The 23,627-nt window shown below is 68.9% G+C and carries 18 protein-coding genes; 8 read left to right on the top strand and 10 right to left on the bottom strand.

Going from position 1 to position 23,627, the window contains the following annotated elements; genetic code table 11:
- Positions 1-26 precede the first annotated feature (26 nt).
- Positions 27-1,679 carry a peptide ABC transporter substrate-binding protein gene (locus RWE79_RS25155; RefSeq protein WP_475942327.1) on the bottom strand — a complete coding sequence of 551 codons (1,653 nt, stop codon included), beginning with the start codon at positions 1,677-1,679 and terminating at the stop codon, positions 27-29.
- Between the two features lie 525 nt (positions 1,680-2,204).
- Between RWE79_RS25155 and RWE79_RS25150 the strand changes: the two genes are divergently transcribed.
- The 4 genes from RWE79_RS25150 (at position 2,205) to RWE79_RS25135 (ending at position 8,066) form a co-directional block, all read left to right on the top strand.
- Entirely contained in the window at positions 2,205-3,185 is a 981-nt protein-coding gene (locus RWE79_RS25150; RefSeq protein ID WP_475942326.1) for an ABC transporter permease, read from the top strand.
- Positions 3,186-3,236: 51 nt separating this feature from the next.
- Positions 3,237-4,232: an ABC transporter permease gene (locus RWE79_RS25145; protein WP_475942325.1), complete on the top strand. Its 996-nt coding sequence runs from the start codon at positions 3,237-3,239 to the stop codon at positions 4,230-4,232.
- A complete protein-coding gene (locus RWE79_RS25140) occupies positions 4,229-6,304 on the top strand; it encodes an ABC transporter ATP-binding protein (protein ID WP_475942324.1) in 2,076 nt (691 codons plus the stop codon). Before RWE79_RS25145 ends, RWE79_RS25140 begins: the two co-directional genes overlap by 4 nt.
- 67 nt (positions 6,305-6,371) lie before the next feature.
- A complete protein-coding gene (locus tag RWE79_RS25135; protein ID WP_475942323.1) occupies positions 6,372-8,066 on the top strand; it encodes an ABC transporter family substrate-binding protein in 1,695 nt (564 codons plus the stop codon).
- Between the two features lie 71 nt (positions 8,067-8,137).
- Here the strand turns inward: RWE79_RS25135 and pip are convergent, their stop codons facing one another.
- Positions 8,138-9,103: a prolyl aminopeptidase gene (gene pip / locus RWE79_RS25130; protein WP_475942322.1), complete on the bottom strand. Its 966-nt coding sequence runs from the start codon at positions 9,101-9,103 to the stop codon at positions 8,138-8,140.
- 39 nt (positions 9,104-9,142) lie between these two features.
- Here pip and RWE79_RS25125 point away from each other — a divergent pair, with 39 nt between their 5' ends.
- Positions 9,143-9,616 carry a GNAT family N-acetyltransferase gene (locus RWE79_RS25125; RefSeq protein ID WP_475942321.1) on the top strand — a complete coding sequence of 158 codons (474 nt, stop codon included), beginning with the start codon at positions 9,143-9,145 and terminating at the stop codon, positions 9,614-9,616.
- Between the two features lie 90 nt (positions 9,617-9,706).
- Positions 9,707-10,558 carry a GNAT family N-acetyltransferase gene (locus RWE79_RS25120; protein ID WP_475942320.1) on the top strand — a complete coding sequence of 284 codons (852 nt, stop codon included), beginning with the start codon at positions 9,707-9,709 and terminating at the stop codon, positions 10,556-10,558.
- A gap of 154 nt (positions 10,559-10,712) precedes the next feature.
- Here RWE79_RS25120 and RWE79_RS25115 read toward each other — a convergent pair whose 3' ends face one another.
- The 7 genes from RWE79_RS25115 to RWE79_RS25085 form a co-directional block, all read right to left on the bottom strand.
- A complete protein-coding gene (locus RWE79_RS25115) occupies positions 10,713-11,813 on the bottom strand; it encodes an ABC transporter ATP-binding protein (RefSeq protein ID WP_475942319.1) in 1,101 nt (366 codons plus the stop codon).
- Positions 11,806-12,867: an ABC transporter ATP-binding protein gene (locus RWE79_RS25110; protein ID WP_475942318.1), complete on the bottom strand. Its 1,062-nt coding sequence runs from the start codon at positions 12,865-12,867 to the stop codon at positions 11,806-11,808. Before RWE79_RS25110 ends, RWE79_RS25115 begins: the two co-directional genes overlap by 8 nt.
- Before the next feature lie 11 nt (positions 12,868-12,878).
- Positions 12,879-13,829 carry an ABC transporter permease gene (locus RWE79_RS25105; RefSeq protein ID WP_475942317.1) on the bottom strand — a complete coding sequence of 317 codons (951 nt, stop codon included), beginning with the start codon at positions 13,827-13,829 and terminating at the stop codon, positions 12,879-12,881.
- Entirely contained in the window at positions 13,822-14,748 is a 927-nt protein-coding gene (locus RWE79_RS25100; RefSeq protein ID WP_475942316.1) for an ABC transporter permease, read from the bottom strand. The genes RWE79_RS25105 and RWE79_RS25100 overlap by 8 nt, the downstream gene beginning before the upstream one ends.
- A 130-nt stretch (positions 14,749-14,878) precedes the next feature.
- Positions 14,879-16,504, bottom strand: coding sequence for a peptide ABC transporter substrate-binding protein (locus RWE79_RS25095; protein WP_475942315.1), 1,626 nt, complete (start codon positions 16,502-16,504; stop codon positions 14,879-14,881).
- 706 nt (positions 16,505-17,210) lie between these two features.
- Complete coding sequence (typA, locus tag RWE79_RS25090; RefSeq protein WP_475942314.1) at positions 17,211-19,076, bottom strand: translational GTPase TypA; 1,866 nt, start codon at positions 19,074-19,076, stop codon at positions 17,211-17,213.
- Between the two features lie 143 nt (positions 19,077-19,219).
- Positions 19,220-19,903: a hypothetical protein gene (locus tag RWE79_RS25085; protein ID WP_475942313.1), complete on the bottom strand. Its 684-nt coding sequence runs from the start codon at positions 19,901-19,903 to the stop codon at positions 19,220-19,222.
- 130 nt (positions 19,904-20,033) lie between these two features.
- Between RWE79_RS25085 and RWE79_RS25080 the strand changes: the two genes are divergently transcribed.
- Positions 20,034-21,185: a hypothetical protein gene (locus RWE79_RS25080; protein WP_475942312.1), complete on the top strand. Its 1,152-nt coding sequence runs from the start codon at positions 20,034-20,036 to the stop codon at positions 21,183-21,185.
- Between the two features lie 59 nt (positions 21,186-21,244).
- Here the strand turns inward: RWE79_RS25080 and RWE79_RS25075 are convergent, their stop codons facing one another.
- A complete protein-coding gene (locus tag RWE79_RS25075) occupies positions 21,245-22,996 on the bottom strand; it encodes an ABC transporter family substrate-binding protein (RefSeq protein WP_475942311.1) in 1,752 nt (583 codons plus the stop codon).
- A 307-nt stretch (positions 22,997-23,303) separates the two neighbouring features.
- On the opposite strand from RWE79_RS25075, the gene RWE79_RS25070 reads away from it, so the two are divergent.
- Positions 23,304-23,600 (top strand): hypothetical protein, encoded by a 297-nt coding sequence (locus RWE79_RS25070; RefSeq protein ID WP_475942310.1) that lies wholly within the window; start codon positions 23,304-23,306, stop codon positions 23,598-23,600.
- Positions 23,601-23,627: the final 27 nt, after the last annotated feature.

Raw genomic sequence — 23,627 nt, 5'->3', positions numbered from 1 at the left:
GTGTCCCGCCGGCCGGGCCGGGCGCGTCAGCTGCTGACCTTGATCTCGTTGTAGACCGGGACGCTGAACGGGTTGAGCGTGACGTTCGACAGCCGGTCAGACCAGCCGGCGCTGCCGTTCTGGTACCACAGCGGGATCGCGGGGACCTGCTCGGCGAGGACCTTCTCCGCGTCCTGGAAGATGGAGACGGCCTTCGCGGTGTCGGTCTCGGCGTTCGCCCGGTCGACGAGCTTGTCGAAGTCCTTGTTGCTGAAGTGCGAGTCGTTGGACGAGGCGCCGGTGTAGTACAGCGGCTGCAGGAAGTCCTGGATCAGCGGGTAGTCCATCTGCCAGCCGGCCCGGAACGGACCCGTCATCTGCTTGTTGGTGATCTTGTTGCGGAAGTCCGCGAAGGTACCGGTCGGGTTGCCCACGCAGGCCTTGTCGTTGCCCAGGGCGTTGTTGATGCTGTTGCAGACCGCGTCGACCCAGTCCTTGTGCGAGCCGGTGTCGGCGTTGTAGGCGATCTTCAGGGTGCCCCCGGGGATGCCGCCGCCGTCCGAGACCAGCTTCTTGGCCTGCTTCGCGTCGTAGGTGCAGACATCGCCGCAGATGCCGCTCTGGTAACCGCCCGCGGAGCCCAGCACCGGGGAGGTCCAGTCGGAGGCGGGCGTCCGGGTGTTCTGGAAGATCTGCTTGGTGATCTGCGGGCGGTTGATCGCCATCGAGATCCCCTGGCGGACCTTGGCCGAGCCCGCGCCCGACCAGTTCTTGTCGTAGAGCGGGAAGGCCAGGGTCTGGATGATGCCGGCCGGGGTGTTGAGGTAGCGGTCGCCCAGGTCGTTCTTGACGTTCTTGAGCTGCGAGGCCGGGACGTCGTCGACCAGGTCGAGGTTGCCCGCCTGGAGGTCGGTGTAGGCGGTGTTGTTGTCCGTGTAGACCTTCAGGTCCACCCCGCCGTTGACGGCCTTGTCGCTGCCCTTGTACCCGCTCCACTTGCGCACCTTGATGCCGGTGCCCTTGGTGTACGACTCCACCTCGTACGGGCCGTTGCCGATGGGCTTGCTCAGCCAGCCGGCGTGGTCGGTGAAGAACACCTGGGGCAGCGGCATGAAGGCCGCGTACCCCAGGGTGTCCGGCCAGGTGGAGAACTTCTGGTTGAGCTTGACGGTGAAGCTCAGGTCGCCGGTCCGCTTGAGCCCGGTCATCTTCCGCACCGCCGGGGTGCCGGTCGCGGGGTGGACCTTGTCGTACCCGTCGATGTAGGCGAAGAAGGGCGCGTTGATCTGCTTGTTCTGGGTGACCGCCGCGTAGTTCCAGGCGTTGATGAACGAGTCGGAGGTGACCTTCTGGCCGTTGCTGAAGGTCCATCCGCTCTTGAGCTTGATCGTGAAGTTCTGCGAGTCGGTCGTGGTGATCGAGTCCGCGATCACGTTCTCGGCGGCGCCGGTCCTCGGGTTGTACTTCTTCAGCCCCCGGAAGATCATGTCCAGCACCTTGCCGCCCTGCACCTCGTTGGTGTTGGCGGGCTCCAGCGGGTTCTGCGGGTCCGTCCAGGAGGCGCTGAGCACCCCGCTCGCGCTGCTCCCCCCGCCGCCTCCGCCGCCGCCACCGCCACCACCGCAGGCTGTGGCGGTGGCGGCGAGTGCGACGGCGGTCGCCGCGCAGACGGTCCACTTGTAGCGCGTGGATCCGCGCATCGGGGGCCTCCCTGTGGAGTCATGGGTCCTAGGTCGCAAATGACACTCGGCTACCCATGACACCGCAAGTCGGACACCGGCGCATTCCCTGATCCCCGCGATCACCTGTTCGGCCCAGCCGGCGGGCCGTCGCGGCGACACCGCGGACCTCGGTGACGGACGCCCACTTCCGCACCGCGCGGCGGCGCCCAGCGGCGGGCTCGGCGCGACTCTTCCACGGCACGCCCATAGGGCTATCCCTATGCAAATGACTGTCAATCAGGGAAATCCCGCATTAAGAGTCAACTTTCGATCAAAATGATAAAGGTCCGATTACGACTTCCGGTGATCATTGACGTCGCCATAAATCAGTTGCGAAAGTCCACCCAACCCGCAAGCGCGGGCGGAGAGTTACCCGTACCACGCCGACCAGGCATCTAGGCGTCCAGGAATTGTTTCGGCCTCAATACATAAGTATGCCAAGTGGCGGCACGAGGGCAACCGCATTCTGTTGGATTCCTGACCGACCGAGCGAAAGAGCGACTCGTGGGCCATTACCTGCTGCGCAGACTCGTCAACTACCTGGCGCTGGTGATCATCGCGGCCTCGCTCACCTACGCCCTGGCCGCCATCAGCCTCAACCCCAGAGCCAACTTCGCCGGCCGCAACCCCCCGGTATCCGCCACCTCGGTGACCTCGACCCTGAACGAGTACAACCTCAACCCCGACACCCCTGTCGTCGTCCGCTTCGGCCACTGGGCCGCAGGCGTGGTCCACGGCGATCTGGGACGCACCGTCACCGGCGGCGAGGTCAACGACGAGTTCGGCCGCCGGGTGGGGGTGAGCACCCGACTGCTCCTCATCGCGACGGTGCTGGGCTCCATCGGTGGCGTACTGGTCGGCGCCTGGGGTGCCATCAGGCAGTACCGGGCCTCGGACCGGATCTCCACCATGGCCTCGTTCTTCGTCCTGGCCATGCCCGTGTTCGTGATCGGTGTGACGCTCAAACTGTGGGCCATCGATCTGAACGACGCGGTCGGCCACAAGATCATCGAGTACACCGGCGAATACGACCCCGGTCTCAGCGGCACCGGTGAGATCCTCCTCAGCCGGCTGCAGCATCTGCTGCTGCCCAGCCTGACCCTGATCGTCATCCAGATCGCCCTGTACAGCCGCTACCAGCGCAGCACCATGCTGGACGTCCTCGGCAGCGACTTCCTGCGCACGGCCAGGGCCAAGGGGCTGTCCCGGCGGGACGCGCTGATGAAGCACGGTCTGCGCACCGCCGTACTGCCCGTGGTGCCGCTGCTGGTCTACAACGTCGTGCTGCTCTTCACCGGCGCCACCTTCACCGAGAAGATCTTCGGCTGGCACGGCATGGGCGAGTGGCTCGTCAGCTCCATCAGCACCAACGACACCAACTCGGTTGCCGCTGTCGGCATGTTCACCGCCGTGGTCGTCCTGGTCGCGGGGCTGCTGTCCGATCTCCTCTACGCGGCCCTCGATCCGCGCGTACGGGTGCGCTGACCGCCACCCGCACCTCCGCCGTCGTCGTCACGCGCCTCCAGGAGCCCTCCCATGGCTGTCCAGTTTCCCTCCGCCCAACCGCCGGCCCAGACCGCCCCGGTCACCGACCGGCCAGCCGGGCGCCGCCGCAGCAGCGGCCGCGCCCGGCTCACCGCCGTACGTTTCGCCCGCAACCGCACCGCGCTCTTCGGGCTGTTCATGCTCGTCGTGCTGTTCCTGATGGCCTATGTGGTGCCGCTGTTCTACCAGTGGAGCTACACGGACCTGGACTTCAACGCCTTCCAGAAGCCGCCCTCGGCCGCCCACTGGTTCGGCACCGACCAGACCGGCTCCGACCTCTTCGCCATGACCGCCCGAGGCATGCAGAAGTCACTGGTCATCGGCATCCTGACCGGCCTGATCTGCACCGTCGTGGCAGCGGCGGTCGGCGCGAGCGCCGGCTACTTCGGCGGCTGGACCGACCGTTCCCTGATGTGGGTCGTCGACCTGCTCCTGGTGATGCCCAACTTCCTGATCATCGCGGTGCTCTCCCCACTCTTCCAGGGCACCACCTGGCTGCTGTTCGTGGTGCTCCTCGCGGCGTTCAGCTGGATGATCACCGGTCGGGTGGTACGCAGCATGACGCTCACCCTCAAGGACCGTGAGTTCGTCAAGGCCGCCAAGTACATGGGCGTCCCGGCGCCCGTCATCATCTTCCGGCACATCCTGCCGTCGATGGCCTCGATGCTGATCATCGACGCGACCATCCAGGTCGGTACCGCGATCATCGGTGAGACGAGCCTGTCGTACTTCGGTTTCGGCGTGCAGTCCCCGGACGTCTCGCTCGGCACGGTGATCGCCACCGGCACGCCGGCCGCGCCCTCCTTCCCCTGGCTGTTCTACTTCCCGGCCGGCGCTCTGGTGCTGATCTGTCTGTCCATCGCCTTCATCGGCGACGGGCTGCGGGACGCCCTCGACCCCGGCTCCAGCCGCGCCAAGGCCCGTAAGCCCCGTGCGTCCCGCACGTCCCGCACCTCCGCCAAGACCGAAGAAGGACTCGCGTCGTGACCACCGACATCCCCGCTCTGGAGGTCACCGACCTCCATGTCTCCTTCCCGAGCGAGGCCGGAACGGTCCCCGCGGTGCGCGGAGTCTCCTTCTCCGTACGTCCCGGGGAAGTCCTCGGCATCGTCGGCGAGTCGGGCTCCGGCAAATCCGTCTCCTCGCTGGCGGTCCTGGGACTGCTGCCGGACACGGCGGACGTCAAGGGCTCGGTGAAGCTGCACGGCCGTGAACTGCTGGGGCTGAACGACCGCGCGATGACCAGGATCCGGGGCAAGGACATCGCCATGGTGTTCCAGGACCCGCTGTCGGCGCTCACCCCGGTCTACTCGGTCGGTGTCCAGATCGTCGAGGCACTGCGGATCCATCAGGACCTGGACAAGGCCGCTGCCCGCAGGCGCGCCGTCGAGCTGCTGGAACTGGTCGGCATCCCCGACCCCGGCCGCCGTGTGGACGCCTTCCCGCACGAGTTCTCCGGCGGCATGCGGCAGCGGGCGATGATCGCCATGGCGATCGCCAACGACCCGGCCGTCATCATCGCCGACGAGCCGACCACCGCCCTGGACGTCACCATCCAGGCGCAGATCCTGGACGTGCTGCGGAAGGCCCAGCAGGTCACCGGCGCCGCCATCGTCATGATCACCCACGACCTGGGGGTGGTGGCCGGATTCGCCGACCGCGTCCAGGTGATGTACGCGGGCCGGCCGGTGGAGACCGGCAGCGTGGACGACGTGTACTACGCGCCCCGGATGCCGTACACCATCGGCCTGCTGGGCTCGATCCCCCGGCTCGACGACGGCCGGCGGCACGCTCTCACCCCCATCGACGGCAACCCGCCCTCGCTGGTGGACCTCCCGCTCGGCTGCCCCTTCGCGGCACGCTGCCCGGTCGCGGTGGACCTGTGCCGCGAGGTCGAGCCGGAGCTGCTCGTACGGGGAACCGGCACGCATCCGACGGCCTGTCACCGCAGCCATGAACTGGAGGACGGCGGCCCGCTCGTCCCGGCGGAGATCTACCCGGTCCCGGAGCTGCCCGAAGCTCCGGTGGAACAGCTCCTGCCACGGGAGCGGCGGGCGACCGTCCTGGAGATCGACGGGCTGGTCAAGCACTTCCCGCTGCTGAAGGGCGCGGTCTTCAAGCGCCGGGTCGGCACCGTACGGGCGGTGGACGGCATCGGTTTCGACATCCGCGAGGGCGAGACCCTCGGCCTGGTCGGCGAGTCGGGCTGCGGCAAGACCACCACCCTGCTGGAGATCCTCGACCTGCCGTCGGGTCAGGCCGGCACGGTCTCGGTGTTCGGCAGGGACATCCGGGGTCTCAAGGGCCCGGACCGCAAGGCACTGCGCAAGGACCTCCAGGTGGTGTTCCAGGATCCGATGGCCGCCCTGGATCCCCGGATGCCGGTCGGCGACATCCTCGCCGAACCACTGAGGACCCACGGCTGGACCCGGGACCGGATCGACGCGCGGGTGCCCGAACTGCTGAACCAGGTCGGTCTCGACCCCGACCACGTCGACCGCTACCCGGCGGAGTTCTCCGGCGGTCAGCGGCAGCGCATCAGCATCGCCCGCGCCCTCGCCCTGGAACCGAAGCTGATCGTCCTCGACGAGCCGGTGTCGGCGCTGGACGTCTCCATCCAGGCGGGCGTGCTCAACCTGCTGGACGAGCTCAAGTCCCGGATGGGGCTGAGCTACCTCTTCGTGGCGCACGACCTGTCCGTCGTACGGCACATCGCCGACCGGATCGCCGTCATGTACCTCGGACGGATCGTCGAACTCGGCTCCGCCGAAGCGGTCTTCAGCGCTCCCTCCCATCCGTACACCCAGGCCCTGCTGTCGGCCGTCCCCATCCCGGATCCGCACAAGGAACGCGAGCGCAGGCGGATCCTGCTCACCGGCGACCTGCCGAGCCCGGCCGACGTGCCGACCGGCTGCCGCTTCCGTAACCGCTGCCCGAAGTTCGCCGCCCTCGGCGAAGCGGAGCAGAGCCGCTGCCGCGACGAGGATCCCGGCACCCGTGAGCTGGCCGACGACCACACCGCGGCCTGCCACTTCGCCGCGGCCGCGGCCGTGGTCTGAGGCCCGGATCCACGCATCTCCGCAGGCCCCCCGCCCCGTTCCCAGCCACTCGTACGAGGAGAGTCCCTTGAAGAGAACCCGTAAGCCCCTCGCCCTCGCCGCGCTCGTCGCGACCGGCGCACTGACCCTGTCCGCGTGCGGTGGCGGGGACGGGGACGACGCCGGCGCCAAGAAGAACTCGGTGCCCAAGTCCAGCGTGAACGACATCAACGCGACGGACCGGGCCGATCTGAAGACCGGCGGCACGCTCAACTTCCCGATCGGCGAGATCGCCGAGAACTTCAACTACAACGAGATCGACGGCACGCTCTCCGACGGCTTGGATGTGGAGAAGTCGCTGCTGCCGATCATCATGAAGTCGGACGCCGCGGGCAACGTCACTCCCGACCCGGACTATCTGACCTCCGCCAAGGTGGACGACAGCTCCGGCAAGCAGGTCGTCACGTACGAGATCAACCCGAAGGCCAAGTGGTCCGACGGAACGGCGATCTCCTACAAGGACTTCGCGGCCCAGTGGACGGCGCTGAACGGCAAGAACCCCAAGTACAAGATCTCCTCCAGCACCGGCTACGAGCTCATCAAGAGCGTCGCCAAGGGCAAGAGCGACCAGGAGGTGGTCATCACCTTCTCCAGCCCCTTCGGTGACTGGAAGAGCCTCTTCACCAACCTCTACCCGGCCTCGGTGACCGGCACGCCGGAGGGCTTCAACACCGGCTACCTGGGCAAGATCCCGGTCACCGCCGGCCCGTTCAAGTTCATGGAGATCGACAAGACCGCGAAGACCCTCACCGTCGTCCGGGACAGCAGCTGGTGGGGTGACAAGGCACTCCTCGACAAGATCATCTACCGTTCCCTGGACTCCGACGCCACCGCCGGAGCCTTCGCCAACGGTGAGGTCGACTTCTTCAGCGTCGGCCCCGACTCGGCCGCCTACAAGCAGGCCAAGGACGTCAAGGGCGCCGACATCCGCAAGGCCGCCGGCCCGAACTTCCGCCACGTCACCATGAACGGCACCAGCGGAGCGCTCAAGGACGTCAACGTGCGGCTCGCGGTCGCCCAGGCGCTCAACCGCCAGGCCATCGCCGACTCCGACCTGCAGGGTCTGGACTGGACGTCCAAGCCCCTGAACAACCACTACTACGTCACCAACCAGAAGGGTTACCAGAACAACGCCGGCGAGTACGGCACGTACGACCCGGACAAGGCGAAGGCGTCGCTGGAGGCCGCCGGCTGGAAACTGTCCGGCGACTACCGGAAGAAGGCCGGCAAGACGCTGGAGCTCAACCTCGTCATCCCGGCCGCCGTCAGCACCTCGGCCAACGAGGCCAAGCTCATGCAGCCGATGCTCAAGGCCGTGGGAATCAAGCTGAACATCAAGTCGGTGCCGCTGCAGGAGTTCTTCGACAAGTACGTCACCCCCGGCAACTTCGACCTGACCGTCTTCTCGTGGCTGGGCACCCCGTTCCCGACCTCTTCGAACAAGTCGATCTACGCGAAGCCCAAGGGCTCCAACATCCAGCAGAACTACACCGGCGTGGGCAGCACCGAACTCGACGCCGCGATGGACAAGGCCGCGGCCGACACCGACCCGGCCCAGGCCGTCACCGACACCAACGCGGCCGACGTGCTGATCTGGAAGCAGGCCAGCCTGCTGCCGCTCTACCAGCGCCCCGACATCTACGCCGTCAAGAAGACGCTGGCCAACATCGGTGCCTACGGCTTCGCGGACCTGCGCTACCAGGACATCGGCTTCACCAAGTAAGCGGTTCATGACCGCCGGGGTCCCCGGGGCACGCGCCCCGGGGACCCCGGCGCGTCGCGCGCCCGGCCGTCTCACCGATCGGCGAACGCCTCGATCGCGTCGCGCAGCGCGTCCCGCATCCCGTCGCTGCCCTTGTGACCGGAGTCGTCGACCGTGACCAGCCGGGCGTCCGGCCAGGCGCGCGCGAGGTCCCAGGCGGTGTCGAGGGGGCAGCTCATGTCGAGCCGGCCGTGGACCAGGACACCGGGGATTCCGGCCAGCCGCCCCGCCTCCCGGAGCAGCACGCCTTCCTCCAGCCAGGCGGCGTTGGCGAAGTAGTGGGTGATGATCCGGACCAACGCCAGGCGAGCGGCCGACGGACGGCCACCGAAGACGTCGGATCTGCCGTTCGGCTCCAGCGACAGGACAGCGTCCTCCCAGGCGCACCAGTCGTTCGCGGCCTTCTCCCGTACCTCCTGGTCCGGATGCTCCATCAGGCGCGCGTACGCCGCCACCAGATCCCCGTCCCGGTCCGCCTCGGGCACTCCGGCCCGGAAGCGGTCCCACTCCTCGGGGAAGAAACGCCTGGCGCCCCGGTACAGCCAGTCGATCTCCGAACGGCGCGTCGTGGTGACGGAGGGGATGACGATCTCCGTCACCCGGTCCGGGTGGCGCTGCGCGTAGGCGAGTACGAGCGTCGAACCCCACGAGCCGCCGAACAGCAGCCAGCGCTCGATGCCCAGGTGCTCGCGCAACCGCTCCATGTCGGCGACCAGGTGCCAGGTGGTGTTGTGGCTCATGTCCGTCGCCGGGTCGCCGGCGTGCGGCGTACTTCGTCCGCATCCGCGCTGGTCGAAGAGGACCACCCGGTACCGCTCCGGGTCAGCGGAGCGGCGCGCTCCGACCGAGCACCCCGACCCGGGGCCACCGTGCACCACCAGCGCCGGCCTGCCCTCCGGGTTGCCGCAGACCTCCCAGTAGACGAGGTTGCCGTCACCGACGTCGAGCATCCCGTGCTCGTACGGCTCGATCGGCGGGTTGAGCACGGGCTCGGCCATGTTCGTGCGGTCCCCTCGGGGTGCGGATACAACGGAGCCATGACAACGCGACAGCATACGGAAGCAACTCTCCACGTCGGCGCGGGCGATCAGGAACTCTCGGCAACCCTTGGCGAAGAGTTGACCCGCTTCAACATCCGCGCCACCGGCGCCGACGACCAGGCGGCTCTCTCGGTCCGCGTCACCGACCCGGACACCTCACTGGTCGCCGGCCTCACCGGCTGGACCTGGGGCGGGTGCGGCGGCATCGAATTGCTCTGGGTACGCGACGGCCGCCGCCACGAAGGCTGGGGCAGCCGCCTGCTGCGCGCCGCCGAGGACGAGGCCCGGCGGCGCGGCTGCACCCGGATGATCGTCTCCTCGATGACCTTCCAGGCACCCGGCTTCTACCGGCGCCAAGGCTACGTGGAGACCGGCCGCACCGAAGGCCTGCCGGGTGGCCACAGCGACGTGCACTTCCTGAAGCGCCTGGACGACGGTACGGAGCCCGCGGAGCGGGTTGGCGGAGCCTGAGTCGACGGAGGTTCATGACGGCTGATGGTCCGGCGGGCGCCGGCGAATTCCGTTGCCGGCCGCCTCGCCGGGCGATAGCTTCGCAACCTCGTGAACATCTCCTCCGCAGACCCCCGCGTCACCGAGGGGTACGCCCACCTCTGCCCGCCGCCTCCCGCCTGCTGGACAGCCGAGGAGTACGGCACCGTACGGGCCCGCGTCGCCATGACCGAAGCCCCGCCCGACCTCGCTCCCGCTCCCGGCGCCCGCATGCTCGTGGGCCTGTGGTGGGAACCGGGCCGCACCGATGCCGCCCGCGCGGTCATCCGCGCCGGCGTCAGCTCGCTGGCGCCGGTTGAGGTCCTGGACCTGCGGCACCACTCCGAGGTCCACCCGCACATCCCCGACCGCCTCGCCATGGCCACGGACTGCGGCTTCACCCTCTTCCAGGAGAAGCAGGGCTACTGGTGGAGCGACGACGGACAGCCCCTCCCCGCCCCTGCCCACCTGACCTTCCGCACCCTGGCCGAGGTCGGCCAGGACCGGTTCGCCCACGTGATGACAGCCGCCCAGCCGGGTGTTCTCGACCGTCGACTCCGCGCCCAGGGAGGTGCCATCGCGCCGCTCATGGCCTGGTACGACCCCACTGCCGACCGCGACTGCTGGCTCCTGGCCGAGGATCGCGATGGACGCCCCGTCGGCTGCCTCGCCCTCAGCGCCTTCGACGAACCCGGCGTCGGCACCATCGCCCACATCGCCGTACTCCCTGCCCACCGGGGCCGCGGCCACATCCACGACCTGCTGCGCGCGGCTCACCTCGCCGCGCGCCGACGCGGCTTCCACGCCCTCCTCTCCGACGTCGACACGGACAACCACCCCATGGCTGCCGCCCTCCTCCACGCAGGCCACCGCCCCGACGCCCGGCCCTGGCACATATGGCATCAGACCACCTCGGTGGCCTGATGTTCACGGCCCGGCCCACGTCGACGGGGGCCACGCTGTCGTTGCCCGGCCCCGCGGTCGCGTCGCGACGAGTACGGTCCCGAACGGACGCGAGGGCGTCCCCGGTTCCAGAACCGGGGACGCCCTCGCGTCGACTCGTATGACCGACCGTCTGCTAGGCGGCGCCGACGACGTCCTTCTCCTCGGCGAAGTGGCACGCGGACTGGTGCGCGACCGGCGAGTCGGACGAGACGAAGCGCTCCGGGACGGCGAGCAGCGGCTCCTCCGTGGCGCACTTGTCCTGGGCCTTCCAGCAGCGGGTGCGGAAGCGACAGCCCGACGGCGGGTTGGCCGGGGAGGGCACGTCGCCGGTGAGGATGATCCGCTCGCGGTGCTCGCGGGCCTCGGGGTCGGGGACCGGGACGGCCGACAGCAGCGCCTGGGTGTAGGGGTGCGTCGGGTGCTCGTAGATCTCGGTGTCGGTGCCGATCTCGGCGATCTTGCCGAGGTACATCACCCCGACCCGGTCGGAGATGTGCCGGACGATGGACAGGTCGTGCGCGATGAAGATGTAGGACAGGTCGAACTCGTCCTGCAGCTTCTCCATCAGGTTGATGACCTGCGCCTGCACCGAGACGTCCAGCGCCGAGACCGGCTCGTCGCAGATGATGATCTCCGGGTTGAGGGCGAGGCCGCGCGCGATGCCGATGCGCTGGCGCTGGCCGCCGGAGAACTGGTGCGGGTAGCGGTTGATGTACTCGGGGTTGAGCCCGACCACGTCCAGCAGGTCCTGGACCTTCTTGCGGCGCTCGCCCTTGGGCGCGACCTCGGGGTGGATGTCGAAGGTCTCGCCGATGATGTCGCCGACGGTCATCCGGGGGTTCAGGGAGGTGTACGGGTCCTGGAACACCATCTGGATGTTGCGCCGCACGGCCTTGAGGGCACGGCCGGAGAGCCGGGTGATGTCCTGGCCCTTGTAGAAGACCTGGCCGGCGGTGGCCCGCTCCAGGTTCATCAGGAGCCTGGCGACCGTGGACTTGCCGCAGCCGGACTCGCCGACGATGCCCAGCGTCTCGCCCTGGAAGAGGTCGAAGTCGACGCCGTCGACCGCCTTGACCGCGCCGATCTGCCGCTTGAACACGATGCCCTGGGTCAGCGGGAAGTGCTTGACCAGCCCGCGGACCTGCAGGATCGGCTCGCCGCGGCCGACCGGCTCGGCGATGGCCGCCTCGACGACCTCGGCTGCGGTCTCGTCGTTCTTGCTGAGCTCAGCCATGGATCGTCTCCTTCCAGAAGTGGCAGGCGCTGCCGCGTCCCGCCAGCTCGGCGCCGTCCCGCTCGGTCACCTGGAGCAGCGTCGGCACCTCGGTGCGGCAGATGTCCTGCGCCATCTCGCAGCGCGGGTTGAAGGCGCAGCCGGGCGGGATGCGCAGCAGGTTGGGCGGCAGGCCCTTGATGGCGTAGAGCTCCTGGCCCTTGTGGTCCAGGCGCGGGATCGACCGCAGCAGGCCCTTGGTGTACGGATGCGCCGGCCGCTTGTAGATCTCGTGCACGGGGGCGGTCTCGACGATCCGGCCCGCGTACATCACCGCGATCTTGTCGGCGACGTCGGCGACCACACCCAGGTCGTGGGTGATGAGGATCAGGCCCATGTTGTACTCGCGCTGAAGCTCGGCGAGCAGGTCCATGACCTGGGCCTGGACGGTGACGTCCAGGGCGGTGGTCGGTTCGTCGGCGATGATCAGGTCCGGCTCCAGGGCCAGCGCCATCGCGATCATGATGCGCTGGCGCATACCGCCGGAGAACTGGTGCGGGAAGTCGCCGACCCGCTCCTTGGCCGCCGGGATGCGGACCCGGTCCATCAGCTCGATGGACTTGGCCTTGGCGTCCTTCTTGCTCATGCCCTGGTGGACCCGGAACATCTCGCCGAGCTGGTAGCCGACGCTGAGTACGGGGTTGAGGGAGGAGAGCGCGTCCTGGAAGATCATGGCGATCTTCCGGCCGCGGAGCCTGCGGCGCTCCTCGCCGGACATCTTCAGCATGTCCTGGCCGCGGAAGAGGATCTCGCCCTGCGGGATCCTGCCGGGCGGCATGTCGAGGATGCCCATGACGGCCTGGGCGGTCACGGACTTGCCCGAGCCCGACTCGCCGAGAACCGCGAGGGTCTCGCCGGCGTTCACCGAGTAGTTCACGCCGTTGACGGCCTTGGCGACGCCGTCACGCGTGTGGAACTCCACGTGCAGGTCGCGGACTTCGAGCAGCGGGACGCCGGGGGCGTCCTCGGGCTCGCGGGGCGCCGGAACGCCTGCTGTCTGGTCGATGATGGTCACGTACGCCCTCCTCAGCGGAGCTTGGGGTCGAGGGCGTCGCGCACCGCGTCGCCGAGCATGATGAAGGCCAGGACGGTGATGCTCAGAGCGCCCGCGGGGAAGAACAGCACATGCGGGTCGTTGCGGATCACGGCCGTGGCGGACGAGATGTCGATGCCCCACGACACCGTCGGGTCCTGCAGACCGATGCCCAGGAAGGACAGGGTGGCCTCGGCCGAGATGTAGGCACCGAGCGCGATGGTCGACACGACGATCACCGGGGCGATGGCGTTCGGCAGGATGTGCCGGAACAGGATCCGCGGGGTGCTGGCGCCGAGTGCCTGGGCGGCGTGCACGTAGTCGGCCTGCTTGATGGAGATCACCGAGCCGCGCATCACACGGGCGGTCTGGGTCCAGCCCAGGAAGGCCAGTGACAGCGACACGATCAGCGGCGAGCGGGTGGTGAACGCGTTGAGCACCACCATGCTGCCGAGCAGGAACGGGATACCGAAGAACACGTCGACCAGCCGGGACAGGACCGCGTCGATCCAGCCGCCGAAGTAGCCGGCCAGCATGCCCACCAGACCGCCGACCACGGTGCTGAACAGCGTCACCAGGACACCCACGACCACCGAGGCGCGGGCGCCGTAGACGGTACGTGAGTAGATGCTGCGGCCCTGGTTGTCGTAGCCGAACCAGTCGGCCTTGAAGAAGTGGGTCAGCTTCGGATCGCTGAGGAAGTGGTGCACCAGGTCGCCGTCACGCGGCGAGACGCTGGTGAACAGACCGGGCGCGACGGCGACCAGGAGGATGACCAGGATCAGCACACTGGAGATCACGAAGATCGGGTTGCGCCGCAGGTCGTGCCAGGCGTCGGACCACAGGCTCCGCGCCTTCTCCTGCTTGACGGGTATGCCGTCCGTGATCTCCACGGGCGGGGTCGGTGCGCCGGGGGCGTCGGCGGCGGTGATGGTCTCAGGCATACCGGATCCTCGGGTCCAGGACCGCGTAGAGCAGGTCGACGATCAGGCTGGTGGCGAGGTAGACGAGGACGAGGACCGTCGCGACACCGACGACCGTCGCTCCCTCTCGGCGCTGGAGGCCCTGGTAGAGCAGCAGGCCGACGCCCTGGATGTTGAAGATGCCCTCGGTGATGATCGCGCCGCCCATCAGGGCGCCGAGGTCGGTGCCGAGGAAGGTGACGACCGGGATGAGGGAGTTGCGCATGAGGTGGACGCCCACGACCCGGCGGCGGGGCAGGCCCTTGGCCACGGCGGTGCGCAGGTAGTCGGCGCGCAGGTTCTCCGCGACGGTGGTGCGGGTGAGCCGGGCGACATACGCGAGCGACGCCGACGCCAGGACGAAACCTGGCAGCAGGAGTTGGCTGAAGTCCTCCGAGTTCTGGACCGTTGGTGTCACCAGGCCCAGTTCGGTGGCGAAGACCTGCCGGAGCACGAAGGCCAGCACGAACACCGGCACCGAGATCACCAGCAGGGTGAAGATGAGCACGATGGTGTCGGCGGCACGCCCGGCCCGCATGCCCGCCAGCAGGCCCAGGCCGATGCCGAGGATCATCTCGATGAGGAACGCCACGAGTGTGAGGCGGATCGTCACCGGGAAGGCGATACCCATGGCCTGGCTGACCGGCCGGTCACTGAAGGTGGTACCGAAATTGCCGTGCAGCAGACGCACGAGGTAGTTCCAGTACTGGTGCCACATGGGCAGGTCGAGCCCGTACTTGTGGCGGAGGGCGGCCAGTGCCACCGGATCCGCAGCCTTGTCTCCCCAGAGCGCTCTGATGGGGTCACCTGGCAGGGCGTACACCATGAGGAAGATCAGCAGCGTGGTTCCCAGGAATACCGGGATCATCTGGAGCAGTCGTCGTGCGACGTAGCGCCCCATCGTGCCTCCATGTCAATCGCAACGGCAGCCGACGGAGGGACCTGGACCGTATGGACCAGGCCTCCCCCGCCGGCTGTCACCTGCACCGGGGTGCGCCTCGCGGCGGCACCTGCCGGATCGAGTTGTGGAACTACTTCTGCTTCACCTTGATGGTGGTGAGGATCGGCGTGCCGTCCTGACCGAAGTCGCCGGTGCTCACGTTGTTGGAGTAGCCACCGTTGACGTTGTAGTACCAGAGCGGGATGGAGGGCATGTTGGTGACGAGCGACTGCTCGGCCTGCTGGTAGAGCTTGACCGACTCGTCCAGCGACTTGGCCGCGTCAGCCTTCTTCACCAGCGCGTCGAAGTCCTTGTTCGAGTAGCCGCCGGAGTTGCCCGCGACGCCCGTGCCGTACAGGTCACGGAGGAAGTTGGCGTTGACCGGGTAGTCGAGCACCCAGCCGGAGCGGTAGATCGACTTGACCTGCTTGGCGTCGCGCGCCTTCAGGTCGGCCTGGAAGTCGGCCTTGGCGTCGCCGACGCAGTCCACACCGGTGGCCTTGCGGATGCTGTTGCAGACCGCGTCGACCCAGTCCTTGTGGCCGCCGTCGGTGTTGTACTGGATGTAGATCTTGTTGCCCGGGACGCCGCCACCCTCCTTGATGAGGGCCTTGGCCTTGGCCGGGTCGTACGTGGTGATGTCACCGGCGGCGTTGGGCTTGAAGCCCAGGACGCCCTTGGCGACCCAGCCGGTGGCCGGGGTGCGCAGACCGTTCAGCACCGTCTTGGTGATGGTGTTGCGGTCGATCGCCATGGACAGACCCTGGATGACCTTGGGGTCGATGTCCTTCCACTGCTTGGTGTAGTAGGCGATCGCGATGGTCGAGATGGCCGAGAACGGCTGGTTCACGGCGCGCTTGCCCAGGTCGTCCTGGTAGTTCGCCAGGTCGGCGGTCGGGATCTGGTCGACAACGTCCACGTTGTCGGACTGCAGGTCCTGGTAGGCCGCGTCGGGGGTGGTGTAGTTGACGAAGTCCACACCGCCGTTCTCGGCCTTGTTGTCGCCCTTGTAGCCGGCGAACTTGGCGACCTTGATGACCTTCTTGTGGTCCCACTTGACGAACTTGTAGGGACCGTTGCCGATCGGCGCCTCGCCGAAGGCCTTGGTGTCCTTGTAGAACGCCGCGGGCATCGGGGCGAAGGCGTTGTAGGCGAGCTTGTACTCGAAGTACGGCAGCGTCGTCGACAGCTCGACGGTGAAGGTGTTGTCGTCCACGACCTTCAGGCCGGACATGGTGGACGCCTTCGGCTTGCCCTTCTCCGGGTGGACATCGGCGTAGCCCTTGATGTCCGAGAACCACGTGGAGTTGAGCTGGGCGTTCTTGGAGTCGGCGCCCCAGTTCCACGCGTCGACGTAGGACTTGGCGGTCACCGCCTCGCCGTTGTGGAACTTCCAGCCGGCCTTCAGCTTGATGGTGAAGTTCTTGGAGTCCGTGGTGGTGATGGACTCCGCGTTCCGCATCTTGATCTTGCCGTCGCTGGTGTAGCTCACCAGCTCGGAGAAGACCGTCTTCAGCACGTCGGAGCCGTAGGTCTCCTGGGTGTTGGTCGGCAGCAGGCTGTTCTGCGGTTCACCCGACGCGAACTTCACCACGCCCTTCGGGTCCCACTTGGCAGCGGCGTCACTGCCGCTGTCCTTGTCCCCACCACAAGCAGTGGCGGCCAGGGCGACAACAGTCGCACCTATGACCCACTTGGCGCTCTTGGCACCGCGCATGGGTTCCCCTCCTCAGGAGTCACTGTCAGTACGTGAAAGGTGCCGGCACTCCGCTGACACCCCTGAAAGCGGAACCGGCTGCCTATGCCCGTGAGTCGGCGCTCCCCAAAAGCGCTGTGACCCATTAACCCGAGCTCAACGCGTCCAACTATCGGGCACATTCAGCGTCTGAACCACATCCAAACGGTCTCGCTTTGATCACATCGAGAGAGAAGTTGTCCCACAATTCGGACATTCAGAACGTAGACAGACAGCCGCGAAACGGACTCTTAACACAACTTCCGAAGATGGCTGTCCGCTATCCGGACACGGGGCTCTGGAAAGGGGGTTGCCGAACCGCCGCGTCTCGCGTAAAAGAGCTACGCGCGTCGCGTCACAGACGTGATCGCTTCCATCCAGAACGGACAGGTGGATCCGAGAGCCCCACAACGACCCGAAATCCGTCACTGTGAGTGACTTTCGCGGCGGCGCCAGAATGCCCTTAACTCAAGGCGATCATCGGCACAAGACCCAGGGGACTCTGAGCCCCAGCTTCCCATGTCCGCCCTCCTCAGTGCATCGAGGGTTATCCCCACCGTTGCCCGATCGACCCCGATCGACCCCGATCGACCCCGAAAGCGGCAGTCGGCAACGGGCACGGGAAAGGGCCTGCCGCTCGCCGAGGCGAGCAGCAGGCCCTTCGTGGAACCGCGTGCGCGGCGGTGCCTCAGCGCTTGGCGCGCGAGGCGGCGCGGCCGCGCTCCTTCTGGTCCAGGACGACCTTGCGGATGCGTACGGTCTCCGGGGTCACCTCGATGCACTCGTCGTCGCGGCAGAACTCCAGCGACTGCTCCAGCGAGAGCTTGCGCGGCGGCACGACGTTCTCGGTGTTGTCGGCCGAGGCGGCGCGCATGTTGGTGAGCTTCTTCTCCTTGGTGATGTTCACGTCCATGTCGTCGGAACGCGAGTTCTCACCGATGATCATGCCCTCGTAGACCTCGGTGGTGGGCTCGACGAAGATCACGCCGCGCTCCTGGAGGTTGATCATCGCGAACGGGGTCACGACGCCGGAGCGGTCCGCCACCAGCGAGCCGTTGTTACGGGTGCGCAGCTCGCCGAACCACGGCTCGTGGCCCTCGAAGATGGAGTGCGCGATACCCGTGCCACGGGTCTGGGTCAGGAACTCGGTACGGAAGCCGATGAGACCGCGCGACGGCACGATCCACTCCATGCGGATCCAGCCGGAGCCGTGGTTGGTCATCGTCTCCATGCGGCCCTTGCGGGTCGCCATCAGCTGGGTGATCGGGCCGAGGTACTCCTCGGGGGAGTCGATCGTCATGCGCTCGATCGGCTCGTGCGTCTTGCCGTCGACCTGCTTGACGACCACCTGCGGCTTGCCGACGGTCAGCTCGAAGCCCTCCCGGCGCATGGTCTCGATCAGGATCGCCAGCGCCAGCTCACCACGGCCCTGGACCTCCCAGGCGTCGGGGCGCTCGGTCGGCAGGACACGCAGCGAGACGTTACCGACCAGCTCGCGCTCCAGGCGGTCCTTCACCAGGCGGGCGGTGACCTTGTGGCCCTTGCCGCCCTTGCCGACCAGCGGCGAGGTGTTGGTGCCGATGGTCATGGAGATCGCGGGCTCGTCGACCGAGATCAGCGGCAGCGCGATCGGGTTCTCCGGGTCGGCCAGCGTCTCGCCGATCATGATCTCCGGAATACCGGCGACGGCGCAGATGTCACCGGGGCCGGCCGACTCGACGGGCCTGCGGGTGAGGGCCTCGGTCATCATCAGCTCGGTGAGCCGGACGTTGGAGATCGTGCCGTCGCGCTTGATCCACGCGACGGTCTGGCCCTTCTTCAGGTGACCCTGCTCGACGCGGAGCAGCGCGATGCGCCCGAGGAAGTTGTCGGCGTCCAGGTTGGTGACATGCGCCTGCAGCGGCGCGGCGTCGTCGTAGACCGGGGCCGGGACGGCGTCCAGGATCGTGGAGAAGAACGGCTCCAGGCTGTCGCTGTCGGGCGGGACGGTGCCGTCCTCCGGCTTGGTCAGCGACGCGACGCCGTCACGGGCGCAGGCGTAGACGATCGGGAACTCGATCTGCTCCTCGGTCGCGTCCAGGTCCAGGAACAGGTCGTACGTCTCGTCGACGACCTCGGCGATCCGGGAGTCCGGGCGGTCCGTCTTGTTGATGCAGAGGATGACCGGCATCTTCGCCTGGAGCGCCTTGCGGAGCACGAAGCGGGTCTGCGGGAGCGGGCCCTCGGAGGCGTCGACGAGCAGGACGACCGCGTCGACCATCGACAGGCCGCGCTCGACCTCACCGCCGAAGTCGGCGTGGCCGGGGGTGTCGATGATGTTGATGGTGATCGGGTCGCCGCCACCCTTGGGGTGGTACTTGACGGCGGTGTTCTTCGCGAGAATGGTGATGCCCTTCTCGCGCTCAAGGTCATTGCTGTCCATCATGCGGTCGTCGAGGTGCTGATGGGCCGCGAACGCACCCGCCTGCTTCAGCATGGCGTCGACGAGGGTCGTCTTGCCGTGGTCGACGTGGGCGACGATGGCGACGTTACGAATGTCGTGGCGCGTGGGCATACTGCGGCGCTTCTCCCGGGTTGGTGGGTGGCGGCGCGCCCTCATCGGCGCACCTGCCCGCCGGGCGAGTCAAGCCACGGCCTCACCCCATGGTACGGGGCCCGGGCGGGATCGGCCGCCCGGGCAGTCCTGCCGGGCGGCCGTCAGGCCTTTCCGCTACCCTTCGCGGCCACCGAACCGGCGCCACAGGCGAGGCGGGCCGCGTCGCGGGCGGGACTGTGGGCCTTCTCACCGACCGGTGTCGAGCACTCCAGGACGCCCTGGCCGTCCACCAGCCAGCTGACGGCGTGGCCGGTCGTGGCCTTCCCGCCGCCGGAGCAGGAGTAGCGGAAGTCCGCGTCGACCTGCTTGACCAGCGCGTACCGGACGACCCGCGCGCTGTGCTCGAACGTGACCCTGCCTCCGGCGTCCATCGCTGGTGCCTTGCGGCCCACATGCGTGAAGTACGAGTCGACGCTCCCCGCGTCATCGGCGTCGACCTCGCCGATGTGCACGGCCAGGGACCACAGCACGTCCTTCCCCTTCAGCGCCGGCCCCTCGCTGCGCACGGCCGTCCGCGGCGTGTAGAGCCGGTGGATGCCGTCCTTGAGGTCACTGCTGCCCCTGCCGGCCTTCTCGACGTCGCCGACCCCCGTCAGCACCCAGTCCCGGCGGACGTTGAACCAGGCGTACATACCGCCCTCGCATGCCTTCTCCGCCGCGGTCGCCCGGACCGCCCGCGGCACCTCCGCCCCGGCGCCCGCCTGTGTCACCGTGCAGGCGGTGATGGCGCCGCCGGCCAGGACGAGTGCGGCCGTGCCGGCCGTGATCCAGCGTGTTCTCGTCATGGTTCCCCCGTGTCCCCATGTTCCCGTTGTCGGTCCCATGGTCTCCCCCGGGACTGTGGGCGGCCGGGCACTTGACGAACATCTGAGGTCGGCGTCTCCGCCCTGGCGCCTCTCTGCCATGATCCCGTCCATGTCATCCAGCGAGTCGGGCGCCCTGGCGCCCGTCAAGAAGCCGCGCCGCGCGCCCGCCCGGCTGCTCGTCATCGTCCCGGCCACCGGGTTCGGCGTGTACGCGGGCGTCACGGGCATCCACATGGGCGGACCGGCCGGGCCGTTCACCTTTCTGCTCGGGGCGGTCCTGGGGCTGCAACTGCATGTCCTGCTGTCGCTGGCGCTGTGCCGGTGGGCCGGCACATCGGCGGTGTCGCTGTCGGTCGGGGCCGGGACATGGCTGGGGTCGACCCGGGTCGCCGGGCGGCTGCTGGTGTTCCGGGTGCTGCCGGTCGTGCCGTTGAACACCTGCATGCTGCTGGTACGGCCGCGGAAGTGGCGGCTGTGGTCGGCGATGGTGGCGATCCTGGTTGTGGAGGCGGTGACGGCGGCGCTGCTGTTCCCGTCGCGGCTGGGCATCGGGGTGGCGTTCGTGGTCGTCATGGTGCTGGTGGGGAAGCCGCTCACCCCGATGTCGGCGTTCTGGACGCTGTTCCGGCTGCCGTTCGGCACGCAGGAACAGCGGCTGGAGGAGTGGACGTACCGCCCGGCCGTGCTGGCCGCGACGCGGGAGCTGCTGGCCGGCCGGACAACGGCGGCGCGGGCGGCGCTCGGCGAGAACGACGGCACCCAGCGGTGGCTGGGGACCGCGTGCACGCTGGCCCTCGCCGAGGGGCGCTTCGCGGAGGCGGCGGAGCAGGCGAACGAGCTGTACTCGCGGTCGCGGGAGCCGCAGCTGAAGGCGGGAGCGCTCCAGGTGTACGCGGCGGCGATGGCCGACGCGGTGGCCGCCGGGCACTGGCAGCCGCAGGAGGCGCTGCCGCAGTTCGCGACGACGATGCGGCAGCTCCGGGACATCCAGCCGGTCGTGCTGCGCATGACCGACCTGGGCGCCGTCGACTCGCTGCTGAAGCAGTGGCCGCAGCAGGCGGTCAAGCAGGCCGGGTACGCCGCCGCGGTGGCGCCCGACGCGGTGTCGCGGGCGCGGGCGCTGTGCACGCAGGCCGTGGCGCTGGCGTACTGCGGTCGGACGGCGAAGGCACACAAGGTGCTGGCCACGGCCGAGCGCACCGCGCCCGGCCTGGACCGGGTCGCGGTGGCACGGCGGCTGACCGGCGCGCACTCCGGCTGAACCGGGCCGCGGCCACCGCACGGACCCGGTGAACCGACGCGGTCGCCGCGCTGCCGGCGCTACCCCTTGCGGAAGCCGAGGTCCTGGTAGCGCGGGGTCGCGAAGCCGAAGGCGCCGGCGTTGGTGACGGGGGTACGCAGCGCGACGAGCTGGGGGCGCTGGTAGAGGGGAACGGAGCCGGCGGCGGCCCAGATCCTGGCGTCGGCGCGGGCCGCGAGGTCGCGGGCGGCACCGGTGTCGAGCTCACCGGCGGCCTGGTCGAGCAGCTGGTCGATCTGGTCGGTACCGACCCGGGCGTAGTTCTGCTCGACGGTGAGGGTGCCGTCGGCGGCGGGCTCGGGCTTGGCGTAGATCGGCCGGTCGTCGGTGGCGGGGTAGGCGGTGCCGGGCCAGGAGTAGAGGGCCAGGTCGAAGTCGCCGGCGGCGACGTGGTCGCGGAAGAAGCTGTCCTCGGCGACCCGGATGATCTCGGTGCGTACGCCGATGGCGGCGAGCATGCGGGCGATCCGGACGCCCACCCGGTCCAGGGTCCGGGAGGACCGCGGGAGGACGAACCGCAGGGTCAGGGCCTTGCCGGTCCTGGCGTTGCGCAGGGTCGGCGCCGCCGCGTCGGCGGCCGGCTGGATCCTGGCGGGGCGCCAGCCCGCGTCGGCGAGCTGGGCCTGCACGGAGGCGGCGTCGGCCTTTCCGAGGGCCGAGCTGTGGTCGGCGTAGCCCTCCTGCGAGGCGAGCAGCAGGTGGTTGCCGAGCGGTTCGGCGGGCAGGCCGAGCGGTTTGAGGACGGCGTCCGCGACGGCCCGGCGGTCGATGGCGCGGGCCACCGCGCGGCGTACCCGCTCGTCGGCGAGCGGGCCCGTGGCGCCGTTGAGGGCGAGCTGCGAGTAGGCGGCCCCGGCGGTCTTGTGGATGGCCAGCTTCGGTTTTCCGGCCTCCGCCAGCTTCTTGAGGGCCGGGTACGACGCCGGTTCGAACTCGGCCACGTCCAGCGTCCCGGCGGCCAGTGCGGCGGGCCGCCGGGCGCCGGGCACCGCGGCCAGTACGAGGCTGTCGAGCTTGGCCCGGTCGCCCCACCAGGCCGGATCGCGGGTCAGCGTGACGGTGCCGCCCTTCGCGGAGACGGTACGTACGGTGAAGGGCCCGGCGGAGACGGGCAGGGCACGGCGGGCGGAGGTGTTGAACGCCGCGGCGGTGCGGGTGACGGTGGCGGGGTACAGGGGCGTGAAGAGGGAGCGCCAGTCGGCGTACGGCTCGGTGAAGGTGACGCGGACCTCGCGGGGCCCGTGCTCCCCGGCACCCTTGCCCGGCTTGCCCGGCTTGACGGAGGCGATGCGGTCGTAGCCGGCGTTGCGGGCCGTCCAGTAGGCCTCGTCCTTGCCGCGCAGTGCACGCCACTGGGCGGCGAAGTCCTCGGCGCCGACGGCGCGGCCGTCGCTCCAGCGTGCCTTGGGGTTGAGCCGGTACGACACCACCTGCTTGGGCGCGGTCTCCACCACGTCCGCCGACTCCAGGTAGTCGGCGTCCCGCTGCGGGCGGCCCCGGCCGTCCAGCCGGAAGAGGGTGGGCAGGACGGCGCCGGTGACCAGGGCCGTCGTGCTGTCGGCGCCCGCCTGGAAGGCGTTCAGCGTCGCCGGTACCGAGTCGACGGCCCAGCGCAGGGAACCGCCGTCCCGTACGGCGTCCCGGGGTGCGGTCGCCACATCGGTGCCGGTGCCGGAGTCGTCACCGGCCGAGGTGCAGCCGGCGGTGACGGTGAGTACGGCGGCCGTGGCGATGGCGACGGCGGTGCCGTTGAGGGTGACGCTGCGGGCCATGCTGACGTACCTCCGCGCGCGGGGTCATGATCACTTGGCGGTATTTGCGGTTTATCGCACCTACTGAAGGCGACAGCGCGCACGCCGGCGGGCCGACACGGCGTGCGCGCCGCGTGGCGCCACCCGGCCGGCGTAGCGCGGCGCGGCCCCCCGTGCGGTCCACCGGACGGCGGCGTGTGGCACGGGCAGGGGCAGGGGGTGCGTGGGAGAATCGGTGCAGATCTCTTCCCAAGCGTGACGGTGACGCGCAACACCTCTCCTGGCGTCAGCGTCGCGCACCCGCAGAGTGGCGGAGGTGAGGGCAGCCATGTCCTTGAAGGACGACCTGTCAACGGTTCAGCGTCGGCTCGATGATCTCAACCGGGCCGTGTCCCAACTGGAGCAGCATGTCGGCGACGGCAATGTCGACATGCGCCGCGTACGTGCCGATACGGACCATCTGCGTGAGGATCTCGCGCTGCTCCAGCAGAGCGCGCCGCAAGGCGGTCCTTCCACCGCGAGCCGTCCGGAGATGGTGACGATCCCGGACGCCCCGTACGACCCGAAGCTGTGGTCGGGGGCGGAGGAGGAGGGACTGGGGTCGCCGTACGGGCACGCGCCGTAGCGGGCGGCCGGAGGCCTCGTCGCTCGC

The sequence above is a fragment of the Streptomyces sp. RLA131 genome (genome assembly GCF_056270125.1).
Note: the sequence above shows the minus strand (reverse complement) of the source record. Positions and strands in the feature narration are given on the sequence as shown.